At 49.8% G+C, this 23,749-nt stretch carries 15 protein-coding genes; 13 read left to right on the forward strand and 2 right to left on the reverse strand.

Annotation, left to right across the window (positions count from 1 at the left end; all coding sequences use genetic code 11):
• Positions 1-28 precede the first annotated feature (28 nt).
• Both ACFPOF_RS25385 and ACFPOF_RS25390 read left to right on the forward strand, forming a co-directional pair.
• Complete coding sequence (locus ACFPOF_RS25385; RefSeq protein WP_378137956.1) at positions 29-3,235, forward strand: glycoside hydrolase domain-containing protein; 3,207 nt, start codon at positions 29-31, stop codon at positions 3,233-3,235.
• Positions 3,236-3,257: 22 nt separating this feature from the next.
• Positions 3,258-4,646: a GDSL-type esterase/lipase family protein gene (locus ACFPOF_RS25390; protein ID WP_378137958.1), complete on the forward strand. Its 1,389-nt coding sequence runs from the start codon at positions 3,258-3,260 to the stop codon at positions 4,644-4,646.
• Positions 4,647-4,740: 94 nt separating this feature from the next.
• Here ACFPOF_RS25390 and ACFPOF_RS25395 read toward each other — a convergent pair whose 3' ends face one another.
• Positions 4,741-7,071 carry a sensor histidine kinase gene (locus tag ACFPOF_RS25395; RefSeq protein WP_378137960.1) on the reverse strand — a complete coding sequence of 777 codons (2,331 nt, stop codon included), beginning with the start codon at positions 7,069-7,071 and terminating at the stop codon, positions 4,741-4,743.
• An 89-nt stretch (positions 7,072-7,160) separates the two neighbouring features.
• Between ACFPOF_RS25395 and ACFPOF_RS25400 the strand changes: the two genes are divergently transcribed.
• The 6 genes from ACFPOF_RS25400 to ACFPOF_RS25425 all read left to right on the forward strand — a co-directional run bounded on the left by ACFPOF_RS25400 (position 7,161) and on the right by ACFPOF_RS25425 (position 16,821).
• Positions 7,161-7,343 (forward strand): hypothetical protein, encoded by a 183-nt coding sequence (locus ACFPOF_RS25400; RefSeq protein WP_378137962.1) that lies wholly within the window; start codon positions 7,161-7,163, stop codon positions 7,341-7,343.
• Positions 7,344-7,729: 386 nt separating this feature from the next.
• A complete protein-coding gene (locus ACFPOF_RS25405) occupies positions 7,730-9,556 on the forward strand; it encodes an extracellular solute-binding protein (protein ID WP_378137964.1) in 1,827 nt (608 codons plus the stop codon).
• Positions 9,557-9,721: 165 nt separating this feature from the next.
• On the forward strand, positions 9,722-10,684 hold the full coding sequence (locus ACFPOF_RS25410; RefSeq protein WP_378137966.1) for an ABC transporter permease subunit: 963 nt from the start codon (positions 9,722-9,724) through the stop codon (positions 10,682-10,684).
• Positions 10,685-10,699: 15 nt separating this feature from the next.
• Entirely contained in the window at positions 10,700-11,581 is an 882-nt protein-coding gene (locus ACFPOF_RS25415) for a carbohydrate ABC transporter permease (RefSeq protein WP_378137968.1), read from the forward strand.
• On the forward strand, positions 11,578-14,295 hold the full coding sequence (locus ACFPOF_RS25420) for a family 78 glycoside hydrolase catalytic domain (protein ID WP_378137970.1): 2,718 nt from the start codon (positions 11,578-11,580) through the stop codon (positions 14,293-14,295). Before ACFPOF_RS25415 ends, ACFPOF_RS25420 begins: the two co-directional genes overlap by 4 nt.
• A 237-nt stretch (positions 14,296-14,532) precedes the next feature.
• Positions 14,533-16,821, forward strand: a complete 2,289-nt coding sequence (locus ACFPOF_RS25425) for a glycoside hydrolase (protein WP_378137972.1) — start codon at positions 14,533-14,535, stop codon at positions 16,819-16,821.
• 79 nt (positions 16,822-16,900) lie between these two features.
• Here ACFPOF_RS25425 and ACFPOF_RS25430 read toward each other — a convergent pair whose 3' ends face one another.
• A complete protein-coding gene (locus tag ACFPOF_RS25430) occupies positions 16,901-17,968 on the reverse strand; it encodes an alpha/beta hydrolase family protein (protein ID WP_378137974.1) in 1,068 nt (355 codons plus the stop codon).
• Positions 17,969-18,134: 166 nt separating this feature from the next.
• Here ACFPOF_RS25430 and ACFPOF_RS25435 point away from each other — a divergent pair, with 166 nt between their 5' ends.
• From ACFPOF_RS25435 to ACFPOF_RS25455, 5 genes are all read left to right on the forward strand, one after another.
• Positions 18,135-18,728 carry a YdeI/OmpD-associated family protein gene (locus ACFPOF_RS25435; RefSeq protein WP_378137976.1) on the forward strand — a complete coding sequence of 198 codons (594 nt, stop codon included), beginning with the start codon at positions 18,135-18,137 and terminating at the stop codon, positions 18,726-18,728.
• 170 nt (positions 18,729-18,898) lie between these two features.
• Positions 18,899-20,326 carry an ABC transporter substrate-binding protein gene (locus ACFPOF_RS25440; RefSeq protein ID WP_378137978.1) on the forward strand — a complete coding sequence of 476 codons (1,428 nt, stop codon included), beginning with the start codon at positions 18,899-18,901 and terminating at the stop codon, positions 20,324-20,326.
• A gap of 103 nt (positions 20,327-20,429) precedes the next feature.
• Positions 20,430-21,401 carry a carbohydrate ABC transporter permease gene (locus ACFPOF_RS25445; protein ID WP_378137980.1) on the forward strand — a complete coding sequence of 324 codons (972 nt, stop codon included), beginning with the start codon at positions 20,430-20,432 and terminating at the stop codon, positions 21,399-21,401.
• 1 nt (position 21,402) lies between these two features.
• Positions 21,403-22,245 (forward strand): carbohydrate ABC transporter permease, encoded by an 843-nt coding sequence (locus ACFPOF_RS25450; protein ID WP_378137982.1) that lies wholly within the window; start codon positions 21,403-21,405, stop codon positions 22,243-22,245.
• Positions 22,246-22,258: 13 nt separating this feature from the next.
• A complete protein-coding gene (locus tag ACFPOF_RS25455) occupies positions 22,259-23,737 on the forward strand; it encodes a glycoside hydrolase family protein (RefSeq protein ID WP_378137984.1) in 1,479 nt (492 codons plus the stop codon).
• The last annotated feature ends 12 nt before the right edge of the window (positions 23,738-23,749 follow it).

A 23,749-nucleotide genomic window follows, 5' to 3' on the forward strand; every position in this document is an offset into this window, starting at 1 on the left:
ATCCATTCATTTAGAGGAGGAAACGTGAATGACTCCGAAAGTAAAAATCAGACTTTCTCTGCTTGTTATGATCTCTTTATTGTCCGCGTCGTTTATTTCCGTTGGCAGCGCGTACGCCGCCGCACCGTCCGTCTGGATTCAGAACGCCTCGGATCGGGCATTTCAGTCGTCGACTTTGCCAGCGAATCCGACGACGTCCATCGTCCTTTATGCGGCCAAGAACGAATATGAGGCTGCGCAAATCTTGGTCAGATCGTCGACGGCGCAATCTAACGTTTACGTTTCCGTAAGCGCTCTCTCAGGTCCGGGCGGGGCTACGATCCCGACTGCGAATATTAAAGTATCCAAAGAATACACGCACAGCAACGTCTGGATAGCAACTACGACTAAAGGGCCAACGGATAACGAGATTCCGCCCGACGGCAGCAGCAATTATACGGACGCGCTCGTGGAGAATACGCCGATTACGCTTCCGGCCAACGAGACGCAGCCTTACTTTTACAGCGTATACGTTCCGGCCGATCAAACGCCCGGAACGTATACGGGAACGGCGGTCGTCAACAGCGGGGGCGGGAACGTAACTGTCAACGTGACTGTCGTTGTCTATAACGTCACGATCCCTCCGACGAACCAGTCGACTTTCCAGATGAACAACTGGTTTACGTCGGCAGGGTGGGATTATGAACAGACGGAAGCAGGCATTATTAAGCAATACAACGTAGCCTTGTATGATGCGAACTGGTGGAAGGTCATCGGCAATATTGCCTCGAACATGGCCAAACACCGAAATAACGTCATTTTTACCGATCCTACGGCATTGCTCATTCCGGATACGACGATAGATGCCAACGGCAACTATACGTTCGGATGGGCTACGTTCGATAAGTTCGTTCAGAAATTCGTCGATGCGGGCGCGATGCAATATATATACAGCTTACCGATAACAAGAAGAATCGGCGAGCACGATCTTAAACTTCAAATGCTCAAAAATGTCAACGGAGTCACGGCAAGGCAGCTTGTCGACACCGATACGCCGGAGGCAAACGCTTATTTGGCTACCTTTTTCACGGCGCTTAAAGCGCATCTTGACGCGAAGGGCTGGACGAATAGCTTTATCATGAGCGCTGAAGACGAGCCGCATTCGCAAGCCGAAGTAGAAGTTGCCGACAGGATATACGCCAAGTATAAAATGTATTTTCCGAACGCATTGATTAGCGAAGCGCACGATGGAATTACCCTCGGTCTTGAAGACAAATTGACGACGTTCGTTCCAAGAACGGATAACTACGAGGACCATATTCTTTACTACCAACAGCAGCGATTAAGCGGCAAAAACTTATGGCTCTACACCTGCATTGATCCGAGACTTGACTACATGAACCGATTTATCAGCTTTCATCTGGACAAAACAAGGCTGATTCCTTGGCTCGTGTGGAAAGTCGGCGGGAACGGCTATTTGCACTGGGGTTGGAACTATTGGGCGCTGCCGGATGCAGGAGGGACTTGGAACGCGGTCGATACGTTCGATTCCTCGCAAAGCGGCGACTCCTGGCTCGTTCGTCCGAACAAGGCCGCTTACGACATCTATGACAGCGTTCGAAGCGAGGCGCAGCTTGACGGAATCGAAGATTACGAGCTTCTGAACATTCTGAAACAATCGAAACCGCTCGTTGCCAAGAGCATTGCCGAGACTTTGATTACCAACAGTACGCTATACACAAGGCAGGGAAGTCTAGTTGTAAACAGGCATAAGGAATTGCTGGATGAAATCGTGTCCGCCAATTCCGATGTAAGATTCCCGTTCACGGACAACTTCGACAGCGGCGACGAGGGGAACTGGAAACACTCGGTCGGAACATGGTCGATGTCGGGCGGCGAATACAGCCAGACGAGTCTTACTGGATATAACAATGTTTCCGCGATTAAAGGTCGTTCCTATGGGGATTTTGCATTGACCTTCGACGTCAAGATCGCGAACGATAACGGAAATCATCAGAACTGGGCCGGGGCGATGATCCGCAGCATGAATGCAACGGATCTGGATACCGGATACTTGATCGGCGTGCGCAACAATGGAGAAATTCATCTATGGCGAACGGGTACGGTCCTTGCGGCGGCGCAGATTCCGGGATATGTCGCCGGTCAATATACGACGGTGAAAGTCGTGACGCAAGGCAGCAATATTAAAGTGTTCGCGGGCAATAACCCGGCTGCGCTGCTGGAGGTCAACGACACGGGGTACACGTCGGGCAACATCGGGCTCATTACGGGAGGTGCCAGCGCGAAGTTCGACAATGTCGTCGTGAACGCCGAGCAGAACTACGCGGAAGGGAAACCCGTTGCTTATTGGAGCAACTACACCGGAGACGGATGGGCGCCGCAAAACGCGGTGGACGGCAAAACATCTTCTTCTACACAATCATTGGGCTACACGAGCGACAGCAATATTACCGTCCAAAACCATAACGAATGGATTTCAGTCGATTTCGGCAAGAGTTATCCCCTCAGCCGCGTCGATCTGTATCCGCGTAACGACGGAGCAAATACGGGCTTCGGCTTCCCGATCGACTTCACGATCCAGACGTCGACGGACAATCAAAACTGGACGACCGTCGTCACGAAAACGGGCTACGCGAAACCGGGCAACGAAGTGCAATCGTTCCCGTTCGCCAGCGTGAACGCCAGATATATCAAGGTCAATGCGACGAAGCTGCGAACCGAAGCGGCCGATGCAAACACGTATCGCTTGCACTTTGCCGAAATCCAGGCGTTCGGCGGCAATCTGGCTGCGGGCAAAAAGGTGACGGCGTCCAGTTCCTATGAAAGTCTAGCGGACGGCTGGGCTAAGGCGAACGCAACGGACGGAGCTCGTCTGTCAAATGCTTTCTACTCGATGGGATGGGTGAGCGGCAACAATCTGACGACCAACCATACGGAGTGGGTAAAGGTCGATCTCGGGGGAAGCAGCACGATCAGCAACGTAAACCTGTATCCGGATAACGCGGATAAGGAGCTTGGCTTTTTCTTTCCGATCGATTTCACGATCCAGACGTCGACGGACGACGTCAACTGGACGACCGTCGTGTCGAGAACGGGTTACGCGATGCCGGGCTACGCGGCACAGAGCTTCTCGTTCCCAAGCACGACGGCAAGGTACGTTAAAATCAACGGAACGAATTTGCGGTTTAACCAAGGCGTCTACCGGATGGGATTTGCCGAGATCGAAGTCAAATAAACGAGGGAGGATGTCATACGCTATGCTTAATAAAATCAGGTTGGTTACGATTACGGCGGCGATGATCTTCGCTTTGCTTATACCCGCTCTCTCAGTTAGCGCTTCGACGCCTATTAAAGTGGCTTTTGTCGGGGATAGCATTACGTACGGATCCGGATTGTCGGACCCGACGAACGGCAGTTACCCGACCCGTGTGGGCAGATTGCTCGGGAGCGCATACGAAATACGGAATTTCGGCGTTCCGAACAAAACGATGCTGAAGCAGGGAAACGATCCCTATTGGAATACGACAGAGTTCACGGACAGTAAAGCCTGGCTCCCCGACGTTGTCGTCATCATGTTGGGGACGAATGACGCGTTGCCCGGGAATTGGAATACCCTCAGCGGCAATTTCGCCGCCGACTATACGGACATGGTCAATACGTACAAAAACTTGAGCTCACATCCGAAAGTCTATATCAATAAAGCGCCGAAGCCCTATACGAACGGCTATCCGATAAGCGATGTGACGATTGCCGCGGTGAACGCCAAGATCGTTCAAGTCGCGCGGGATACCCAATCGGCGCTTACGGATGTGTATGCCGCGACGAGCGGCATGCCGCAAAATTTCCCCGACACCGTTCATCCGAATGATATCGGAGCCCAGGCGATCGCAAATGCGGTATATTCAACCTTAAGGTCGAATATGACGAACGACAACGACTCCAGATTAACCTACTCCGCCGGGTGGGCCGTTGATTCGGCAAGAGGAGTGGGCGACTATAACGACGATGTTCATTACGCGACCGCGAACGGCTCTTCCGTCGAGTTCACTTTCGACTATGCCGAATCGAGAATCGACGTCATCGCGGAGAAAAACAGCGATCAAGGCAATGTTGACGTCTATATCGACAACGTGTTCCAGCAGACGGTAAATTGTTATAATGCCACCCGAATTTCTCAAGCGGTCATTTATAGCAAAACCGGGCTATCTGCCGGTCCGCATACGATCAAGCTCGTTAAAACAAGCGGATCGTTCATCGTGATCGATGGATTCAAAACCGCATTTAATCTCGTGAACGATAGCAACGCCGGAATCGGTTATGCGGGTACGGGCTGGATGACTTCTTCGGGCAGAGGCGTCGGCGATTGGCAAGACGATGCTCATGCCACGACGGCAAACGGCGCTTCGGTCAGCTTCGCCTTTACCGGAACGAGAATCGACTACATTAGCGAGACGTATTCGGATCAAGGCGATGTCGAAGTGTATATCGACAACGTCTTTCAGCAAACGATCAATCTCGCGAGCGCAACTCGATTCGTTCAAGTGACGGCGTATAGTAAATCGGGGCTTTCTTATGGCACGCATACGATCAAATTAGTCAAAGCGAGCGGAACTTTTATGCTCATAGACGCGTTTCTTTATCAATAAAAAGCAGGCTGCTCCCTAGTATGGGGCGGCCTCTTTTCTTAACACAGCTTCAGCGGGCATATGAATAAGTCGATACAAACGATCCCTGTCATTCTCAATAAGCAGTTCGCTGCTCCTTCACGGGGAAGACGGCTTTGAGCTTCATGCCGTTTCCTTTGCTCGAATTCAATTCGTAGAGCCCGTTTAAGGACAAAATCCGGCTCTTCATATATTCCATTCCGACCCGCGATCCGATGATTTCCCGCTCGACGGTTTCCGTCGTATCGAAGCCGATGCCGTCGTCCACGTATGCGAGCGTAAGGCGGGAATTTGTAGCGACGATGTCGATTTTGACATGGGACGCATGAGAATGCTTCTTAGCATTGTTCAGCAGCTCCTGCACGATGCGGAACAGATGCTGTTTCATCTCCATGTCGCAACCTTCGATCTCGGAAGTCCCCGTTGCACGAAACTCGATCTTGAAAGGAGCGATTACCGCCTCCAGGCTGATTTGTTTCTCGATAGTCCCTATCAGGCCGATCTCCTTCAGCAAATATGGGTGAAGCTCGAAGCAGTTTTGCCGCAGATTCATATTAATGACGTCGATAAAATTGAGGACAGCTTTCAGCCGGGGATTTTCTTCCGGATTTGAATCATGATTATCGAACAAACCGGCGCATCTGCGCTTCAAATAAAACAAATCCTGCATCGTTGAGTCGTGAAGATCGATCGCGATTCGCTTCCGTTCCTTCTCCTGAAGCTCGAACATAAGCTTGCGAAACCAGGCGATCTCCGCCGCTGCCTTCTCGGGCGGCAATTTCGCGGCGAACTGCTCCAACTGTATCGTGATCTTGCGGATCAGGTGAAGGTTCTCCATGCTGACGGACAAATAGGACATCACCAGATCCAGCCATTGTGTCTCCTCGATGCCAAGAAACGTATTCGACTTCTTCTGCGTCATAATCAGATAACAAGCGTATTCCTCGTTGCGGGTAATTTTTTGTCGCATGTAAGTCGGATGTTCGGGCGACTCAGCTTCCGCCAGACGTTCCGCTTCGCTTATATCAATGTTGCCTACATGAATGATTTCCTTGTTGTCTTTGTGCAGGAAAACGATCGCGCCACCGTACACCTGCAACGTCTCGAGAATATCGACCAGTACAATATCCTTCAAATCGTTAAACGTGGAAATCTGACCGAGATTTCCGGCGATTTTCTTCATCGACTGCTTCAGGCGGTATCTTCTCGGGAAAATGATATGCTCGAGCTTTGTCGTAAAGTATTCGTACGAATACACGGTACACGCAAGCAGAACGACGAACAGTAGGAAGAGGACAAACAGGCGGCTGGCATCAACCTCATCGTGAAACCGTAAAGCAATCACTCCGACGAAGAGGGCGCTTGGAACAATGGAGATCAACATTGAGGTAACAAAACGTTGCACGACGAGATCGATGTCGTATAGCTTCCTGGAAGCTAACAAGTAGGTGAACGATAACGGAAAAAGTAAAATAGCCCAAGCGGTGTAGATAGACGATGTGTTAATTCCCCCGAATACTAGCTTCGGAATGAATGAGAAGCAAATCAGCGGCATGAACGACAGAAGGAAGACGACACCGATCGTTCGGATGATCATCCGGATTTCCTTGTCTTCTTTCCGGAGCTTCAAGTACATACCTGTCAAGTAAATCAAGTTGGATAACACGCCTACTGTAAATAATGAAATGCTGAGCAACTTCGAGTAGTTATATATCTCGTAAGCGCTGTCGCTTCTCACAACTGAAACGAAAACGAACGGTAAAAAGGTGACGATTGCAAAAGCATACATTAGACGGATAACCCAATCTCTAACGAGCTTTCTTCCTTTGTCTTCGAAGAAGACAACGAAAAAATGAAACAACGCGACAGGCACTAACACAACGCATGCAAAAATGAAACTTTTGCCCAGTTCGTCGCCTCTGGTCGAAGCAGCCAGACTCATAAACGCCCCGCCAATCGCCCAGAACACGAACGATAAATAACGCGCCGACCTAATATGCGACATTCGTGCATACACAAGTGCAGCGACAACGAAACATAAGAGTTCGCCTGTGAAAGATAACACATCGAAATGGGTCAGGAGGGTCGTCGTCCGTACTTCAACCTTGAATTCAGCCCCTGCTCGTAGACCGACAATCGACTTCGCCCCTTCCAGCACCTTCAGCTTAATTACCGATGAGAACTGATCCGTCTTCTGTCCATTCACTGCCACGATCTCATCGTCAACCCTGAGCGCGCCTTGCGGAAGACCGTTGCTTTCCGTATCGACATGCGAGACGATCCAATGTTCCTCTTTGTTTTGTAGATCAATCCCGATATAAGGCCGGCTGAACGCAATATAAAAATACCAAATTTGCAAGAAAGCGAGGGCGACAAATAAGAGGGGGGTTAATAAATGCTTGTTCATACGACATAATTCTCCTTTTTCCTCGGGAAGTATGGTATAAAAGAATCAGGAACACGAAATAAAAATCGATTGCAAGGGAGAGATTGCCAATGTCAGAAGTCGCATGGTCACCTGTATTACACGATGTGATGAAGAGCTACAAGCGATCGAGCAACAAAGAGAGTCAGATGAATCTGCTTCAATTGCTACCCCAAGAGAAAAGAGCGTTCGAAGACGTGATGAAAGACAAAGCGTACGGTCAGCATGCCGCTTCTCAAGATTTTTGGGCTTAATTTCGTTTGAAAGCGCTTCATAAGAGACTGCCTATGGACCATCCATAGGCAGTCTCTTATTTTTTTATTGCAACTTTATCATATAACATTTATTTCCTGTGCAATAGAAATTTCGGAAAAACCTGAAAATGCAAGTCGAATAAACGGTAAGAAGAGTGGGAGCCCGCAAACTGATCGCGATAATAAAACACGATAACGTGCCCCTTTTTTGCGTACACCAAACTATCCCCAATGCTGTGTCCTATTCCACATATAATTATTGGCGTTAAGTGAAACTATCGGCGTTGAGCGAAGAAAAGGCCAGTTCTATACTTTGATTAGTGATACCGCTTTCAATATACGAGTTGCGGTCATTCATCTATAATCGTTACAGGAGGGTATGGTCAATGAGAAAGAAAGCATCCAAGGCATTAGCAATCTTGGTCGCTGCATCTCTGGTGATTGCCGGCTGCAGCAAGGGGGACGACGAGAACAAGTCATCCTCCACGACAACACCGTCGGGAACCGCGACGGAATCGGCCAGCGCATCAGCAACACCCGCAGAACCGGTCGTCATCTCGGTCGCTCCGGTGGGCGGGGGCATTGCGGTCAAGTCGACGGGCATCCAGACGGACGACGTCTCCAAAGAAATCGAGAAGCGGATCGGAGTTCAAATTAAAATCAACAGACTTCCGCAAAGCGACGGGAAAACCCAGCTTGCGACGATGCTCGCCTCCAACGATTTGGACGACCTCATTAATTTCGGAAATGGAGTCGAAGCGCAAAAAAATATAGAAGCGGCTGTCAAAGCGGGATTGATTATACCGTTGGACGATCTCTTAAAGGCGAATCCACCCGACACGACCTATGACAAAACTTTCTATGAGCGGATGGATTTCAATCGCAAGCATTATAGCCCGGACGGGAAGTTGTATACGATCTCTCAAGCCGGAGGACCGGCTCCCGACATATTGCCTTCGGAAGGCTTCAATATTCGTTGGGATCTGTACAAAAAACTCGGGTATCCCGAGATTACGAATGACGATGAGTTGCTGAACTTGCTTGCGGAAATGTGGAAGCTGGAGCCAAAAACGAAGGACGGCAAGAAAGTGTATCCGCTCGGCGCCTGGTTCTCCGAAGGCGCGGGATGGGGCGACGTCACCGTCCACACGTTAAATCAAATGTTTAAAGGTTATGCGCCGCTGAATAACAATCCGATCTCGTATTATGATTTGGGTACACGCAACTTGTACGCGAACAACCCGATTACGGATACCAACAGCCCCTATTATGACGGCGTTAAATTTCTTTATAAGGCGCAGAAGATGGGCATGCTCGACCCCGAGTCTCTGACGCAGAAGTATGACAAATGGCAAGAAAAGCTGTATAACGGTCAATATTTGATGTTCGGCACCGGGTGGAACTTGCCTGGCACGAAAAACAGCTTTACGAACGCTGGCACACCGGAGAAAGGCTTCGTTTCGTTGCCTCCTTATCCGAATAATAACGGCATGGTCATGGATTGGGTCGCGTTAACCGGCGGTGGCGGATGGGCCATCTCCAAAAACTGCAAAAACCCGGAAAAAGCGCTTGCGCTTCTACAGTTCGCCAGCTCTCCAGACGGCGCAAGATTGCTGCTTGGCGGCGTGGAGGGGAAAACGTGGACGAAAGACGCGAATGGCAAGCTGCAATTGACACCTGAGTTTCTGAAGTTGAACGCAGAAAAAGAAACGAGTATGGCCGCATACGACCAAACGGGCGTACAGAAATATCGGAACATGGCCGGCTACGGCTTTAACGGGATCAGTCCGAAAGATAACGCCCATATGGATCTGACCAAAGAACCGGATTACTTGGCCCAAAATTATTCCGAGATGGAAAAAGACGCGATCGCCCACTACGGCATTACGAGCAATCACTTGGTCGATATTTATACGAGCCGTGCCAAGACCGTCTTGTATTTGCTTGATTATTCCAATGTGTTCGACCCAATGCCGGACGATATCAAAACAGCAGATGGAAACTTGATTAGTTACGTTTACAAGAACGAATTCGATATGATCTATGCCAAGAACGATGCCGAATTCGAGAAAGCGCAGAAGAAGTTCATCGATGGCGCCGCCAAATACGATTCGGATAAAGTGTACAATTGGTACAAGGAGCAATTCGCCAAAGCGAAGTTCGAGATCGATCCGTTCTACGAAGTCGCTCTGAAAGATTACCCGCTTAAATAACATTACAATTCCATCGCTATGCGCCTGGGCTATTTCGATAGCTCAGGCGTCTTTTGGCGTTTGTATGAAAGCGCATATAATTAGTGGCCTTACATGAAACTATTGGCGTTGAGCGGACAATTCCCCGATTTTATACTTGGATTATCAGACAGGGAGGTGATACGAATGCAAGCCCACACAAGCTCGACCAAGACGGCGACTCGGAAAATGACAGCGTTTGCGATAAGCGACAAACAAAAGTATAGGCTCAAGCTTCTCGCACTGGCTTCGCCGTTTGTATTGCTGCTTATTTTATTTCAGTACGTGCCTTTATTCGGTTGGTCGTATGCGTTTCTCGACTATATGCCAGGGGTATCGATCTGGAAAATGGATTTCGTCGGATTGCACTACTTTAAGCTGATTTTCTCAGGCGGCAGCGAGCTTGTACCCGTTCTAAAGAACACGCTGGCGTTAAGCGGTTTAATTATTTTGACGATGCCGGTTCCTATGATTTTCGCTATTCTGCTGTCTCAGATGAAAAGCGTCAAGTATTCGAAGTTCGTACAGTCCGTTACGACGATTCCTTTCTTTATTTCCTTTATTCTAATCTTCGGCGTCGTGTTCGCGCTTTTTTCGACGGAGGACGGCCTCGTCAACATTGCACTCATGAAGCTGAACCTCATTGAGGACCCGCTGAACCCGCTGGCGAACTCGGACATGGCGTGGTACTACCAGACGCTGCTCCATTTGTTCAAGACGACAGGTTATAACGCCATCATCTACATCGCAGCCATTGCCGGCATTGACAGCGAGATGTACGATGCCGCAGATGTCGACGGTGCGAGCCGGTATCAGAAAATTTGGTACGTGACCATTCCAAGCCTGCTGCCGACGTTTTTCGTACTGCTGCTGTTCGGAATCGCAGGCATATTGTCCGCAAGCGGCTTCGATCAGTACTACGTGTTTCGCAACCCGCTTACGATCAATCAGATCGACGTCATCGATACGTACACGTATGACGTCGGCATCGTGCAAAGCAGCTATGCGCTTGGAACGGCGCTAGGCATAGCTAAATCGCTCATCAGCCTGTTCCTTCTCTTCTTCGCCAACTATTTGTCCAAAGTCGTTCGTGGGAATTCCATTGTTTAACCAGGAGGTGATGACATGAGGAAGCACAAGGGAGATTGGCTGTTTCACGGCACTTTGAATCTTTTGATGGGTGTGATCAGCCTATTATGTCTTTATCCGTTCTACTACATGCTAATCTATTCGTTCAGCGATCCGCAGGAAGTGACGAAAGGAATCTTCTTCTGGCCGGTGTCGTTCAGCGTTCAGAATTACGTGAATATTTTCAGAACATCCGAGATTTTGTCTGCATTTTACGTGTCCGGGCTAAGAACGGTCGTAGGTACAGCTTTGACCGTGATGTGCTCAACCATTTTCGCTTACGTAGTGACGAAACAAGATTTGCCTTTCCGCAAGACGATCTATCGATTGGCCATCATCTCCATGTACATTAACGCCGGCATTATTCCTTGGTACATGACGATGATGAACTACGGTTTGAAAAATTCATTCCTGCTCTACATTCTGCCTACGGCGATCGCCGTTTTCAGCGTCGTCTTAATCAAAACTTTCATCGAGAGCATTCACCCTGCGTACGAAGAGTCGGCGATGATAGACGGAGCAGGCATTCTCGTTGTCCTTTTTCGAATCGTCTTTCCGCTGAGCTTGCCGATCATTGCAGCCGTCGCCGTCTTCAGCGCCGTCGGGCAGTGGAATTCGTGGTACGACAACATGATGCTTGTCTCGAAGCCGAGTTTGAAGACGTTACAATTAACGTTGTACGAAATTTTGCAAGGGCTTAATCCCGCGTTAATGAATATGAGGGACGTGGGTATTTCGATGGAAAGCAAAGTGAAACCGACACTTAACTCGATTCGGATTACGATTTCCATCATTACGATTTTTCCGATATTTCTTGTGTATCCGTTACTTCAAAGATTCTTCATTAAAGGCATTATGGTCGGGGGCATAAAGGGATGAGAAACGAGACGTTTAATGTCATTAATCCTCGGGTGGAAAATAGCTCGAATCCCTATCTAGTCGATCGGTTGAAGCCGATTTTCGGGTGGGGGTTCGAGTCGGATCGACGGAATGTGCGTCAGTCAGCCTATCAGATCATTGTCGCTTCATCCGAGAGTTTGCTCGAGCCGGGCAAAGCTGACGTATGGGATAGCGGCAAGGCCGAATCGAACATCAATGCGGGGGTGGACTATGGGGGCATCCCGCTGCAATCTGCCAAGCGTTATTACTGGAAAGTTCGAGTATGGGACGCCGAAGATCAACCAACGTCATTCAGCGAGACCGGCACATGGGAAATGGCGCTTCTCAATCGGGAAGATTGGAAGGCGCAATGGATCGGCGTGACGGAAAGGGACATTCGGCGCTGGAAGGAAGAATCGGGTGGATCGGAGCAAGCAACCGCTCCGCTGCCGCTGTTGCGAACGCATTTCCGTATGGAGAAGATGGTAACGCGCGCCAAAGCGTATATTTGCGGTCTGGGCCATTACGAATTGCGGTTGAACGGGGAGAGAGTCGGGGAGAGCGCGCTTGATCCCGGATGGACGAATTACGACAAAACATGTTTGTACGCTGCCTTCGATGTGCGTCCGCATTTGCGAGTGGGAGACAACGCGATCGGCGTCATGCTGGGCAACGGGTTTTATAATGTCGAAGGAGGGCGATACGAGAAATATACCGGCAGCTTCGGCACTCCGAAAATGATTATGCAGCTCGAAGTCGAATATGCAGACGGGACAACGGGGCGGATCGTCAGCGGGGAAGGCTGGCGGATAAGCAGGAGTCCGATTACGTTCTCCTGCATTTATGGCGGGGAAGACTACGATGCCCGGTTGGAACAGGTCGGCTGGGATCAGCTCGGATTTCACGAAGATCATCGATGGCAGTTAGCCCAGCTTGTCGAGGAACCTAAAGGACAATTAAGAGCTCAGATCCATCCGCCGAACAAAGTCATGCGGCGTTATAAACCGGTCTTGGTCCATGCAATCTCTTCCGGGCGTTACGTCTACGATTTCGGGCAGAATTTCTCGGGATGGATCCGAATCGGCATTCAAGGTCCTCGAGGCGCGGAAGTCAAATTCGTCTATGATGAGCTGTTAGACGATCAAGGGGAAGTCAAGCAAAGATGGACGGGAGGACCGAGTTACTTCTCGTACACGCTTAAAGGTGAAGGCGAAGAAATCTGGACGCCGAGATTTTCGTATTCGGGTTTCCGATATATTCAAGTCGACGGTGCCGTGCCGCAGAGTGCGTCCGGTGAGCCGGCGGACGAGCGGATGCCGACGCTGCTGCACATCGAAGGGCAAATGATTCATGCCGATGTTGCAGACACGGGCGGATTCTCCTGCTCCAACGACATGTGGAACCGAATTCACGGGATCATTAACATGGCCATCCTCAGCAATATGAAGAGCGTGCTGACCGACTGTCCGCACCGTGAGAAACTGGGCTGGCTCGAGCAGACGCAGCTTATGGGACCTGCTGTCATGTTGAATTACGACGTGCCGAATTTGTATCGCAAAATCATTGCCGATATGAGCGAGGCCCAATTGGACTCCGGGCTTGTGCCGGACATTGCCCCGGAATACACCGTGTTCGAAGACGGATTTCGGGATTCCGCGGAATTCGGCGGCGCCTACATTATCGCATCGTGGTATGTCTATCGCCGATACCGGGATCGGCAATTGCTAGAGTCGCATTACGAAGGGATGAAACGATACCTCGCTAATTTAACGGATCGTTCCGACGAATACATTTTGAACTTCGGGTTGGGAGACTGGTGCGACGTCGGGCCGAATCCGGGTTTTCCGCACAACACGCCGATCGCGCTCGCGGAAACCGCGACCTATTATTACGCTACCGTGCTCATGTCCCGCATTGCTCGCGTGTTAGGCAGGGAAGACGATTCGCATTCATTCGTAGACTTGGCGGCACGTATTCAAGAATCGTTTATTGCCGAGTTTCATGATCCAATAGGCGGACATTACGGAACGGGCAGCCAAACGTCGAACGCGATGCCGCTCGCGCTCGGCTTGGTTCCGAAACGATTGGAAGCAGCGGTGCTGGACAACTTGTTGCGTGACATACGAGAACGCGATTATAAGTTCACAAGCGGGGAAATCGGGTTTCGATACGTGCTTATGGCGCTCACGCAGCATCGCCAAGCGGAGACGGTTGCGCGTATGCTGCTCCGAACCGACGATCCGAGTTACGGGTACCAGATCTTGCAAGGCGCGACGACGTTAACGGAAGCTTGGAACGGTCCGACTTTCGGTCTCTCGCAAAATCACTTTATGCAAGGGCATGCGGAACAATGGTTTTATGCCGGCCTGGCGGGTATACGCCTGAATGACGAAGACGACGATCACAATCGCATCGACATTGCCCCGCAGCCCGTCGACGGCATTCAATGGGCGAGAGCTCATCATCGAATGGCTGCCGGAATCGTCGAATCGCATTGGCAATTTGACGATTCCTCGACTTGGAAGTTTAAAATTGCCATACCAGCAAACGTAACGGCTGTTGTTACGATTCCATTCTCGGACGTAAGCGCGATGACGGAGAACGGATTGCCGATTCGCGAGTCGCAAGACATCGTAGTGCTGAGGGAAGAAGAGACAGCCGTCGTTCTTGAAGTAGGATCGGGCAATTATTTGTTCGAAGTTCGCATTCTTTAGATTTTAATAGGATGGTTACCAAGAGACGATACCCATTGCACGGACGAATTAACTTGCAATGCTTGTCATAATGCGACCTAGAAAAAGAGCAGGAGGGATTCCTAAGGTGATACCTCGTTGCTCTTTTTCGACCTTCCGCAAAAAAATATGTACTAAGCATAGCGATTATGCAATATGATGATGTCGAATGAAACCCGTTTCATCATGTTGCTCAAAATGAAATGGAGGATGAATAATGTGGGAAGAAAGTTACAAGTTTCGATTTTGACTTTCACGCTTATGCTGGCGACTTCATTAAGCAATGTATGGACTCCGACAACACATGCGGCTGTAAGTGTATACGTAGACCCGGAAATCCAGTATCAAACGTTGGACGGCTGGGGCACATCGCTCGCATGGTGGGGGAACGTCGTGGGCGGCTGGAACGATCCGTTGGAGGACGAGATCGTCGACAAGTTGTTTAACCCGACGACCGGCCTCGGTCTTAACATCGTCAGATACAACATCGGCGGCGGAGAAAATCCGACACATCATCATATGGACGCTCGTCCGGGCGCTGCGATGCCGGGATTTAAAGCGACAGAGACAAGCAGCTACAATTGGCTTGCGGACGAGAACCAGATCAGCGTGCTGAGGGCGGCTAAAGCGAAAGGCGCCGATACGTTCGAAGCTTTCTCTAATTCGGCGCCTTACTGGATGACAATCAACAACTGCGCTTCCGGCAATTTCAACGGCAGCAATAACTTGAAAACGAGTTATTATGGCGCTTTCGCGACGTATTTGACCGATGTCGTGCAACATTTTAGAACAACCGAAAATATTACCTTCAGTTCATTGTCGGCATTAAATGAACCGATATCGACTTGGTGGACGGGAATTCAGCCAAGCGGCACAGGCGGCAATAACCAGGAAGGCATGCATTTTGATCTGACTAACCAACAGACGATGATCAACACACTATACAATGAAATGAACACGCGGGGAGAACTGGCCTACACGAAACTCAGCGGTCCCGAAGAATACGACATCGATTTGACTTACAATACGCTTTCCCAATACAACGCCGCGACGACTTCGCAACTCAATCGCATCAATACGCACACGTATGAATATCGAACGCATGAGACGGATCTGCGGAACTGGGCCGCCCAGAACGGCAAAAAGATATGGGTGTCCGAATTCGGCAACGGCGGTGTCGGAGATCGGCAAAATATCGATGCGAGCATGAATATGTCCAATGCGATATTAAAAGATTTGAACGGCCTAAAAGCGACGGCATGGAACTATTGGCAGGCAGTGGAGGATTCGGCGGGGGACAACAATTACGGGCTGATGAAGGCGAATTTCACGGGGACGAAAGGGTACACGGTGTCGAAGAAATATTATGCGATGGGCAATTACAGCAAGTATATCAAGAAGGGCTACAAAATCGTTAGCATCGATAATGCGGGATCACTAGCGGCTTACGATGCGGTCAGCCAGAAGTTGGTCATCGTCACGACGAACGACACGACAAGCAGCCAGGACCTGACGTACGACTTGTCGGCGTTCTCTTCCTTTGGTACGGCGCAAGCTTACCGCACGTCGGCAACCGAGAGCTTGGCCCCGGTTAGCGTCTCCATCTCCAACAAGCTGCTGAACCATATCGCGCAACCGAGATCGATTACGACCTACGTTATCACTAACGCCGTTTACGCCGGGGAAGCCAACGTCGTCGCCGCCAACGACAACGATCTGGACACGGCCAAATACCAGTTCCAATATTCGAGCAACTGGAGTTATTATGCGTATCAGAGTGGAGCCTACAAGAACGACAATCATTACTCGAATACAACGAACGCTTATGTCCAGTTTTCATTTGATGGTACCGGGGTTAAGTTATACGGTGCGAAAGATCCAGGGCATGGCATCGCGGAAGTGATTATCGATGAAGGTACGCCGAGCGCTTCGTCGACGTTGGTTGATTATTATAGTCCGACACGGCAGGACAACGTCAAATTGTTCGAAAGGCTGAATTTGGCATCTGGGACGCATACGTTAAAAGTCAAAGTTACCGGCACGAAAAATACGCTTGCCACATCCGCGTACATTACGGTCGATAAAGTCGAAGCCGTATCTAATCTGCTCGGAAACGCAGGGTTCGAATCCGGCGGCTTGAGTCCGTGGGCAGGGGAATGGAACCCATCATTGGCGGGCGTAGAGTCCTATTATCCGAAAAGCGGCGCTTATGACGCCTATTTGCATCCGACATCATCGCTTGATGTAGCGATCTACCAGACGGTTACTGTTCCGGCTACGAGGACTTATACACTTACCGCATATGCCGCGACAAACATCGTTTCGGGCGTTCAGCTTGGAGCAGACGTAAACGGCACGCAAGCCGCAGCGAAATATATAACCGGCAACACCGGATATGGCTATTATACGCTAACGTTTAACGCGAACGCCGGTCAAACGGTGAAAATATGGTATTATGCGAACCGGACGAACGGATGGGCCGTTCTCGATCAAGTTGTGTTGAAATAGGCGCTGCAAAAGATAAAAGGTACGGCTTCCCCCAAGGGCGGAAGAGCCGTACCTTTTATCTTACTAAGGTAATTAGAACTTAAGCGGTCGTGAGGGCGCCATTCCGCACGAAGTCGCAGAACAATTCAATGCCTTCATCGTTCGTGTCGAGTTCGTGTACGCCGTCGAAAGAAACGCCGCGGAATAGATGGGAGATCTTCAGCCGCTCATATAGATCAGCTACTTTATTGATCTCCTGTTGCGCGGATTCATAAGGGAACACTTCGTCCCGTTCTCCGACTTCCAGCCAGAAGAACCGTGGGGCAATCATGGCGCATACTTCGGCGTCCAGGAACGTGTTGCCTGAGTTAAACCATGTAAAATCGGGCCAATCGATGAGGAAACGGTCGTTAATGTAACAGGAAGAGTACGCTGCTTTTATTCTCGTGTCGACCGCCGTCGTATACATCGTGTAGAACCCGCCATACGAAAGCCCGATCATGCCGACTCTATCCCCGTCGATGTCCGGTCTGGAGATCAAGTAGTCAATCGCTTTCCGGATTTTATGAATCTCGACGGCGGCGATTGAACTGCCCACTTGTTTCAGTTGCTTATCGTAGTTGGCGCGATCGAATTCGGGGCCGTATAATTCTGTATTCCACAAATACAGTTGCGGAGCGAAGACGGCGATGCCGCGCTTCAATACTCTTCTTGTCATATCGCTATAATTCGTCTCGCCATAGAACCCCGAGCAAAGTTCAGGCGTTCCCTGTCCACCGTGCTGCGAGATGACGAGGGGATGTGGACCCTCTGTTTTCGGAAGGAAAAGCACCCCATAAGTCGTAAGTCCGAATCCGGCATCGACTTCCACGCGATAAATACGTCCAAGGGAATCTTCCGCAACCTCGGTGAGTTCGGCTGCCGGAACGGACCCGTCGTCCAGACCCAGCGGCCAGCCGAGCATGCTTTTGAATTGTTCCCGCCAGCGCACGATGTCTTTCTCATAGGCTGCCACACTTGAAGTATCCGGAGTGAAGAATGAATTTCTTTTGGCTTCAGCCGCCTGACGTAATTGAACCAAGAGGTCATCGAACTGCGCCTTCTGCCGCTCGCGATAGACGTTGCCGATTTCCGGCTGCTCTTCATACAAGTAGGAATTCTCGGACATCGTAGTACCTGCTTTCCTAGGGATTATACGGATATCATTTTGATAATAATAAATTAACATTTTCAAGTAAAATATGCCTTATATTTTAGCTAGAAAAATTGACAGTCCACCAAAAGGTGTCCCATAATGAGTTCGACACTAAATGGTGTCCTAAGGAGCGACCTTTATGACAAAAGGAGTGCGGAACGCCAAGATCGATCCGTTTTTCAATAAGGCCAAGAAATGGAAGGAAGAATTCGAGAAGCTTCGGGAAATCGTTCTTGACTGCGAATTAACCGAAGATTTCAAGTGGATGCATCCTTGTTATACGTACGATAACAAAAACATCGTTCTGATCCATGGATTTAAGGAATACTGTGCGCTGCTGTTCCACAAAGGCGCTTTGTTGAAAGATCCTCACGGGATTCTGATTCAACAGACGGAGAATGTACAAGCTGCCCGCCAGATTCGCTTCACAAGCGCGGAACAAATCGATGAAATGCAACTGATAATCAAAACCTACATCGATGAAGCCATCGAAGTAGAGAAATCCGGCTTGCAGGTGGAGTTTAAGAAAAACACGGAGTTTGCCGTTCCGGAAGAATTGCAAAATAAGTTCGTCGAGATTCCCGAGTTAAAGACGGCGTTCGAAGCGTTGACGCCTGGACGGCAAAGAGCGTATCTTCTGCATTTCTCCCAGCCCAAGCAATCCAAGACACGCGATGCGAGAGTCGAGAAGTATTTGCCGCAAATCCTTAACGGCAAAGGGATGGACGATTAGATTGAAATAGATAATGAGGAGTATTCCGCCGAGGGATACTCCTCTTTTGAGATTCCAAAAATATAAGCACGAATCAAAAAAGAGTGTGCGTTGTTGCTCAAAGGAATCGATTCTATACTTTGAAGAGTAGAACGTTCTACAACAATTACCGACTTCATAGGGGGATATCAATGAAAAGAACGTTGCGGTCAACCCTGTTGCCGACAGCTTTGGCAGTTAGTTTAGTTACACTCAGCGCATGCGGAGGCAATCATTCGAATAACGCTTCGCCGGGCAACGGCGCATCGGCAAGTAATGGGACAACTCCAAGCGCTTCGGCAAGCGCCGAACAGCCGTCATCGAACGGCGAGCCAGTTGTTATCCGCTACACGATGTACGATAACGAGTTCACGAGCGATATGGTCGCCGAGTTTGAGAAGACTCACCCGAACATCAAGCTGGAGATCGTATCCGCGGATTACAATAAACTGATGGCGATGATGGCTGCGGGCAATGGACCGGATATCATTCGTACGAACTCCAACGAGCTTCCGGGTTACGTGTTGAAAGGGATGGCGCTGGATCTGACTTCGTATTTTAATTCCAGCACCGTTTTCAAGTCCGAGGATTTTTATCCCGTCGTCAATCAATTCAAGTACGATACGACGACCGGAGTACATGGCGAAGGCCCATTGTACGGGTTTCCGAAAGACTGGTCGCCCGACTTTACGATTTACTACAACAAAAAGATGTTCGAAACCGCAGACATTCCGTTGCCTAGCAGCACGGAGCCGATGACATGGAAAGAGCTTGTTGATTTGGGCAAAAAATTGACGGTCACAAACGGCAAAAAAGTGAGCCAATACGGACTCGCGTACTTTAATGGCATTACGGCAGCGAATCAGGATCTGCTTAACCTGCAATTGCTTCAGGAAGGCGCAAGCATGTTTAGCGACGATTTCGGCAAAGCCGATTTATCGACTCCGCAAGTGAAAGACTTACTTAACTTCTGGGTGGATGCAGCCAAATCAGGCATAGGTCCGAGTCCTCTGCACCAAGAAACGGACTGGGGCGGTCAATTGTTCGTCGACAACAAAGCGGCGATCATTATCGCAGGTTATTGGTTCTCCGGATTCCTAAAATCGAACGAACTTACCAAAAATCGCTTGGGAGATTTTGGCGTCGCACCGGCTCCGGTCGTCGAAGGCGGAAAAAGGATTTCGCCGACCGCTTTCGGAACCGGCGCGATCATCTACAAAAATTCGAAGCATCCTAAAGAAGCATGGGAAGTATTCGAATGGTTCTTCGGAGGCAAGCCCGCGGAAGATCGCGCCAAAGCGGGATACGGTTTGCCGGGCACGAAAACGTTGGCGACTTTGCTGCCGCAAACGACCGAGTTCGACAAAATGAATTACGACTTCATCCAGAACGAGCTGAAATACACGGATGGCAGTCCTCCGTACAACCCTTTCTTGAATTATCAAGCGGTTAACACGATCTTCGACAAGTACTTTACGCCCGTGTATTTCGACAAAGATACGGTAGACGGCGCGTCACAGAAAATGACCGAAGAATTAAACACGCTGATTTCCGAAGGCAAGGAACTCGTAAGCCCATAAGATCAGAACGTCCAAAGGAGGGTTATCGGAGGTTGAACTTCTCCGGTAACCCTTTTATGAAGGCGTTTTTGCTAGTCCCAGACAGAAGCAAGGAGGGTGCCACATGAGTCCATTGGCGAATTCCGGTACGGTAACCGCCTTATCACCGAAGCGGACGCGATTGTTTCGTAAGAAAAGCGTGAAAGAAGCATTGGAGTTTTACGTGTTCATATCCCCGTGGTTTGTCGTTTTCGTTCTGTTAGGCCTTATTCCGCTGTTATACGGATTGTACTTGAGCTTTACCAATTATGCGGGCTTTAATATGGATCGCTTGAAGTTCGTCGGATTCGCGAACTACCATAAGGTGTTTACCGATAACGACGCCATGTATGCTTTGGGCAGAACGTTATTCTTCACGGCGATTATGGTTCCTTTAAGTACCGTGCTAGGATTCCTGCTTGCGGTGTTGCTGAATCAGAATATTAAGCGGATCGGCATATACCGAACGTTGTTTTTTATTCCGTCGATCATTCCGGTAGTCGCGGTCGGAACGATGTGGAGATCGTTGTTCGTGGACGAAGGAGTCGTGAACAACGCTTTAATCAGCTTGGGATTGGAACCTGTAGATTGGCTAGGTTACGATTATGCGATTTACCCGTTGCTGATTATGCTGCTATGGGGAGTAGGCGGGGGCATTCTGATTTATTTGGCGGGATTAAAAGGCGTATCGAAGGATCTCTACGAAGCCGCGGCGATCGACGGGGCGACGACGTTCCAACGGTTTGCGAGAATCACGATTCCATTGGTGACGCCGGTATTGTTTTTCCAATTCATTATGAGTATCATCGGATCTTTGCAAATTTTCGTGCAGCCGATTCTGCTTGCGGCGAATTCGAACAGTTTGTTATCAACGCCTATTCGGCCTAACTACGTCTATTCGGTGCATGCCTTTCAACAAATATTCGCGTTCGGCCGTTTCGGATACGGACTTGCCTTGCTTTGGGTGCTGTTTCTCATGATCTTGGTAATGACTGTCGTTGTGTTCTCGACAAGCAAGATGTGGGTATTCTACGAAGTCGATCAGGAGGGGAAGTAAGATGGTTAACGTAGGCGTCAGGAATACCTCGTTCAGAATCATGATCTATGCGTTACTTGTCTTGCTTTCCGTCCTATTCGTCGTTCCTCTCTATTGGCTCATAACCAACTCGCTGCAGGTCGTGGGCGCTGCGTCGACGTTCTTGCCGACAAGCGTGCATTTCGAAAATTATAATTACGCGGTCACCCTTATCGATTATTGGGGTTACGCCAAAAATTCGATCATCATCACCGCGATTTCCGTCATCATCCCGACATTAACGAGCGCGTTCGTCGGATTCGGCTTCGCAAGACTGAGAGGGCCGGGGAAAAACGTGCTATTCCTGCTCATGCTCTCCACGATGATGCTTCCGACGATCGTGACCCAGATCCCGACGTACGTCATTTTCTATAAAATTGGATTTATTAATACGTTCTGGCCATGGTTTTTCTGGGCGCTAGGCGGGAGTGCGTTCAGCATTTTCTTGTATCGGCAGTTTTTCTCGACTTTTCCGAAGGACTTGGAGGAAGCGGCCAGAATAGACGGGTGCTCGACTTACCGTATTTTCTGGAACATCTTCTTGCCGATTTCGCTGCCCGTTATCGCGACGGTATCGATTCTTGCCTTTAACGGGACGTGGGGCAATGATTATATCGCGCCGTTCATGTTTTTGCAGAACGAGAAATATCCGCTAGCCACGGCGTTGTTCTCGATCGGTTACGTGTTTCCGGGGCAAAAAGATATTACGCTGACGCAGATTCAGAGTGCAGGCTTGGTCATATTCGTGATGCCGATTATCGCCGTGTTTTTCATCGGGCAACGTTATTTGGTCGAAGGGGTGATTTCCTCTGCGGTCAAAGGGTGATGGACGTATGTGCATGAGCAGCGGGAGCGCAAAAATAAAATCGATTGTCATAGCCGTTATAGCGACCGTCAGCCTTCTTGACCTATTTGGCTGTTCACAACCTTCCGCTAAGGAGGAACCGGTCATCGCATATTCGGCGCCGGCGGATTTGCCTGAGAATTACCGTTCGTCCGTTTTCGCGGTGAAAGCAGGTGCGATTGACATCGATCTGTACAATGCCGGCAACAACAGCTGGAATAATTCCGTTACTTACGGGTACTTCGATATGCCGGGCAGCAGCACGATTACGATCACGCCGAATTTTGAATTTGAGAGCTTCGAACTCGTGCCTAGGTCGCTAGGGATCAAGGGCAAGCGAGAAGGCAATTCCATAACGTTCAAGCTGGATGGTCCGGCGAACGTCTCGCTCGTATTGGACGGGAATTATCAAGGGAAAGTGCTGCATCTGTTCGCCGGAGCTCCGGAGACGGATATTCCTGACCCGGAAGATCCCAATGTCCATTACTTCGGCCCCGGCTATCACGACCTGGGGGACTATGACACGGAACCGACGATGATCTCTTCGAATCAGACGTTGTACATTAGCGGAGGCGCGGTCGTTAGGGGCAGGTTCCGCGCGGATAACGCCACGAACATTACGGTAAGGGGCAGAGGCATTCTGCTCAACGATTATCGGAGCAACGACGGTTACGACGATATCGCGTTGGCGCTTAACCGAGTAACCAAATCCACGATCAGAGACATCATCGTCAACAGGGACACGAACAGTTGGACTTCCTCGATGTACGGCAGCAGCGACGTGGATGTCATAAATTACAAAGCCGTGAGCCCAAGGTACGCGAGCACGGACGGGTTTAATATCGTCAGCAGCCACGATATCGTGTTCGATGGCGTGTTCATCCACTCCAATGACGATGCCATAGCGATCAAAGGGATGTCGCAAGAGGAAGATCCGGCGAAGGCGCTTCCGGTGTACAACATTACCTATAAGAACGCACAGCTGTGGGCGGAAGCGAACAATGCAATCGGAATCGGAGCGGAGACGGTCGCTGCGTACTTCAAGAACATTACGTTCAGGAATATCGACGTTCTCTACAATTACGATGACCGCGATCACCCGGACGTATTGCCGGACCGATCGGCGATCAACATTTTCGCGTTGCACGGCACGGAATTCAAAGACATAACGTTCGAGGATATTCGCGTCGAGAAAGCGAAGAGGCTTATTAACTTACAGATGGACACGTCATTCTACTTCGGCGCCATTCAGGGGAATTGGTCGTGGGAAGGTTCGATGAGCGGCATCCGCTACAAAAACATTACTTCGTACTCGGACGGAACGAACGAGATGAAAGTCGCGGGTTGGAGCAAGGACCGCAGGATTTCGGACGTTGTCTTCGACAATATCGTCATCAACGGGAAGAAAGTCGCTTCGACGAAAGATTCGCATTTTACGATTAACAAGTATACGGAAGACATTAAGGTGAAGTAGAAAGGAGGCGTG

The organism is Cohnella soli, from assembly GCF_042655525.1.
GTDB classification, from domain to species: domain Bacteria; phylum Bacillota; class Bacilli; order Paenibacillales; family Paenibacillaceae; genus Cohnella; species Cohnella soli.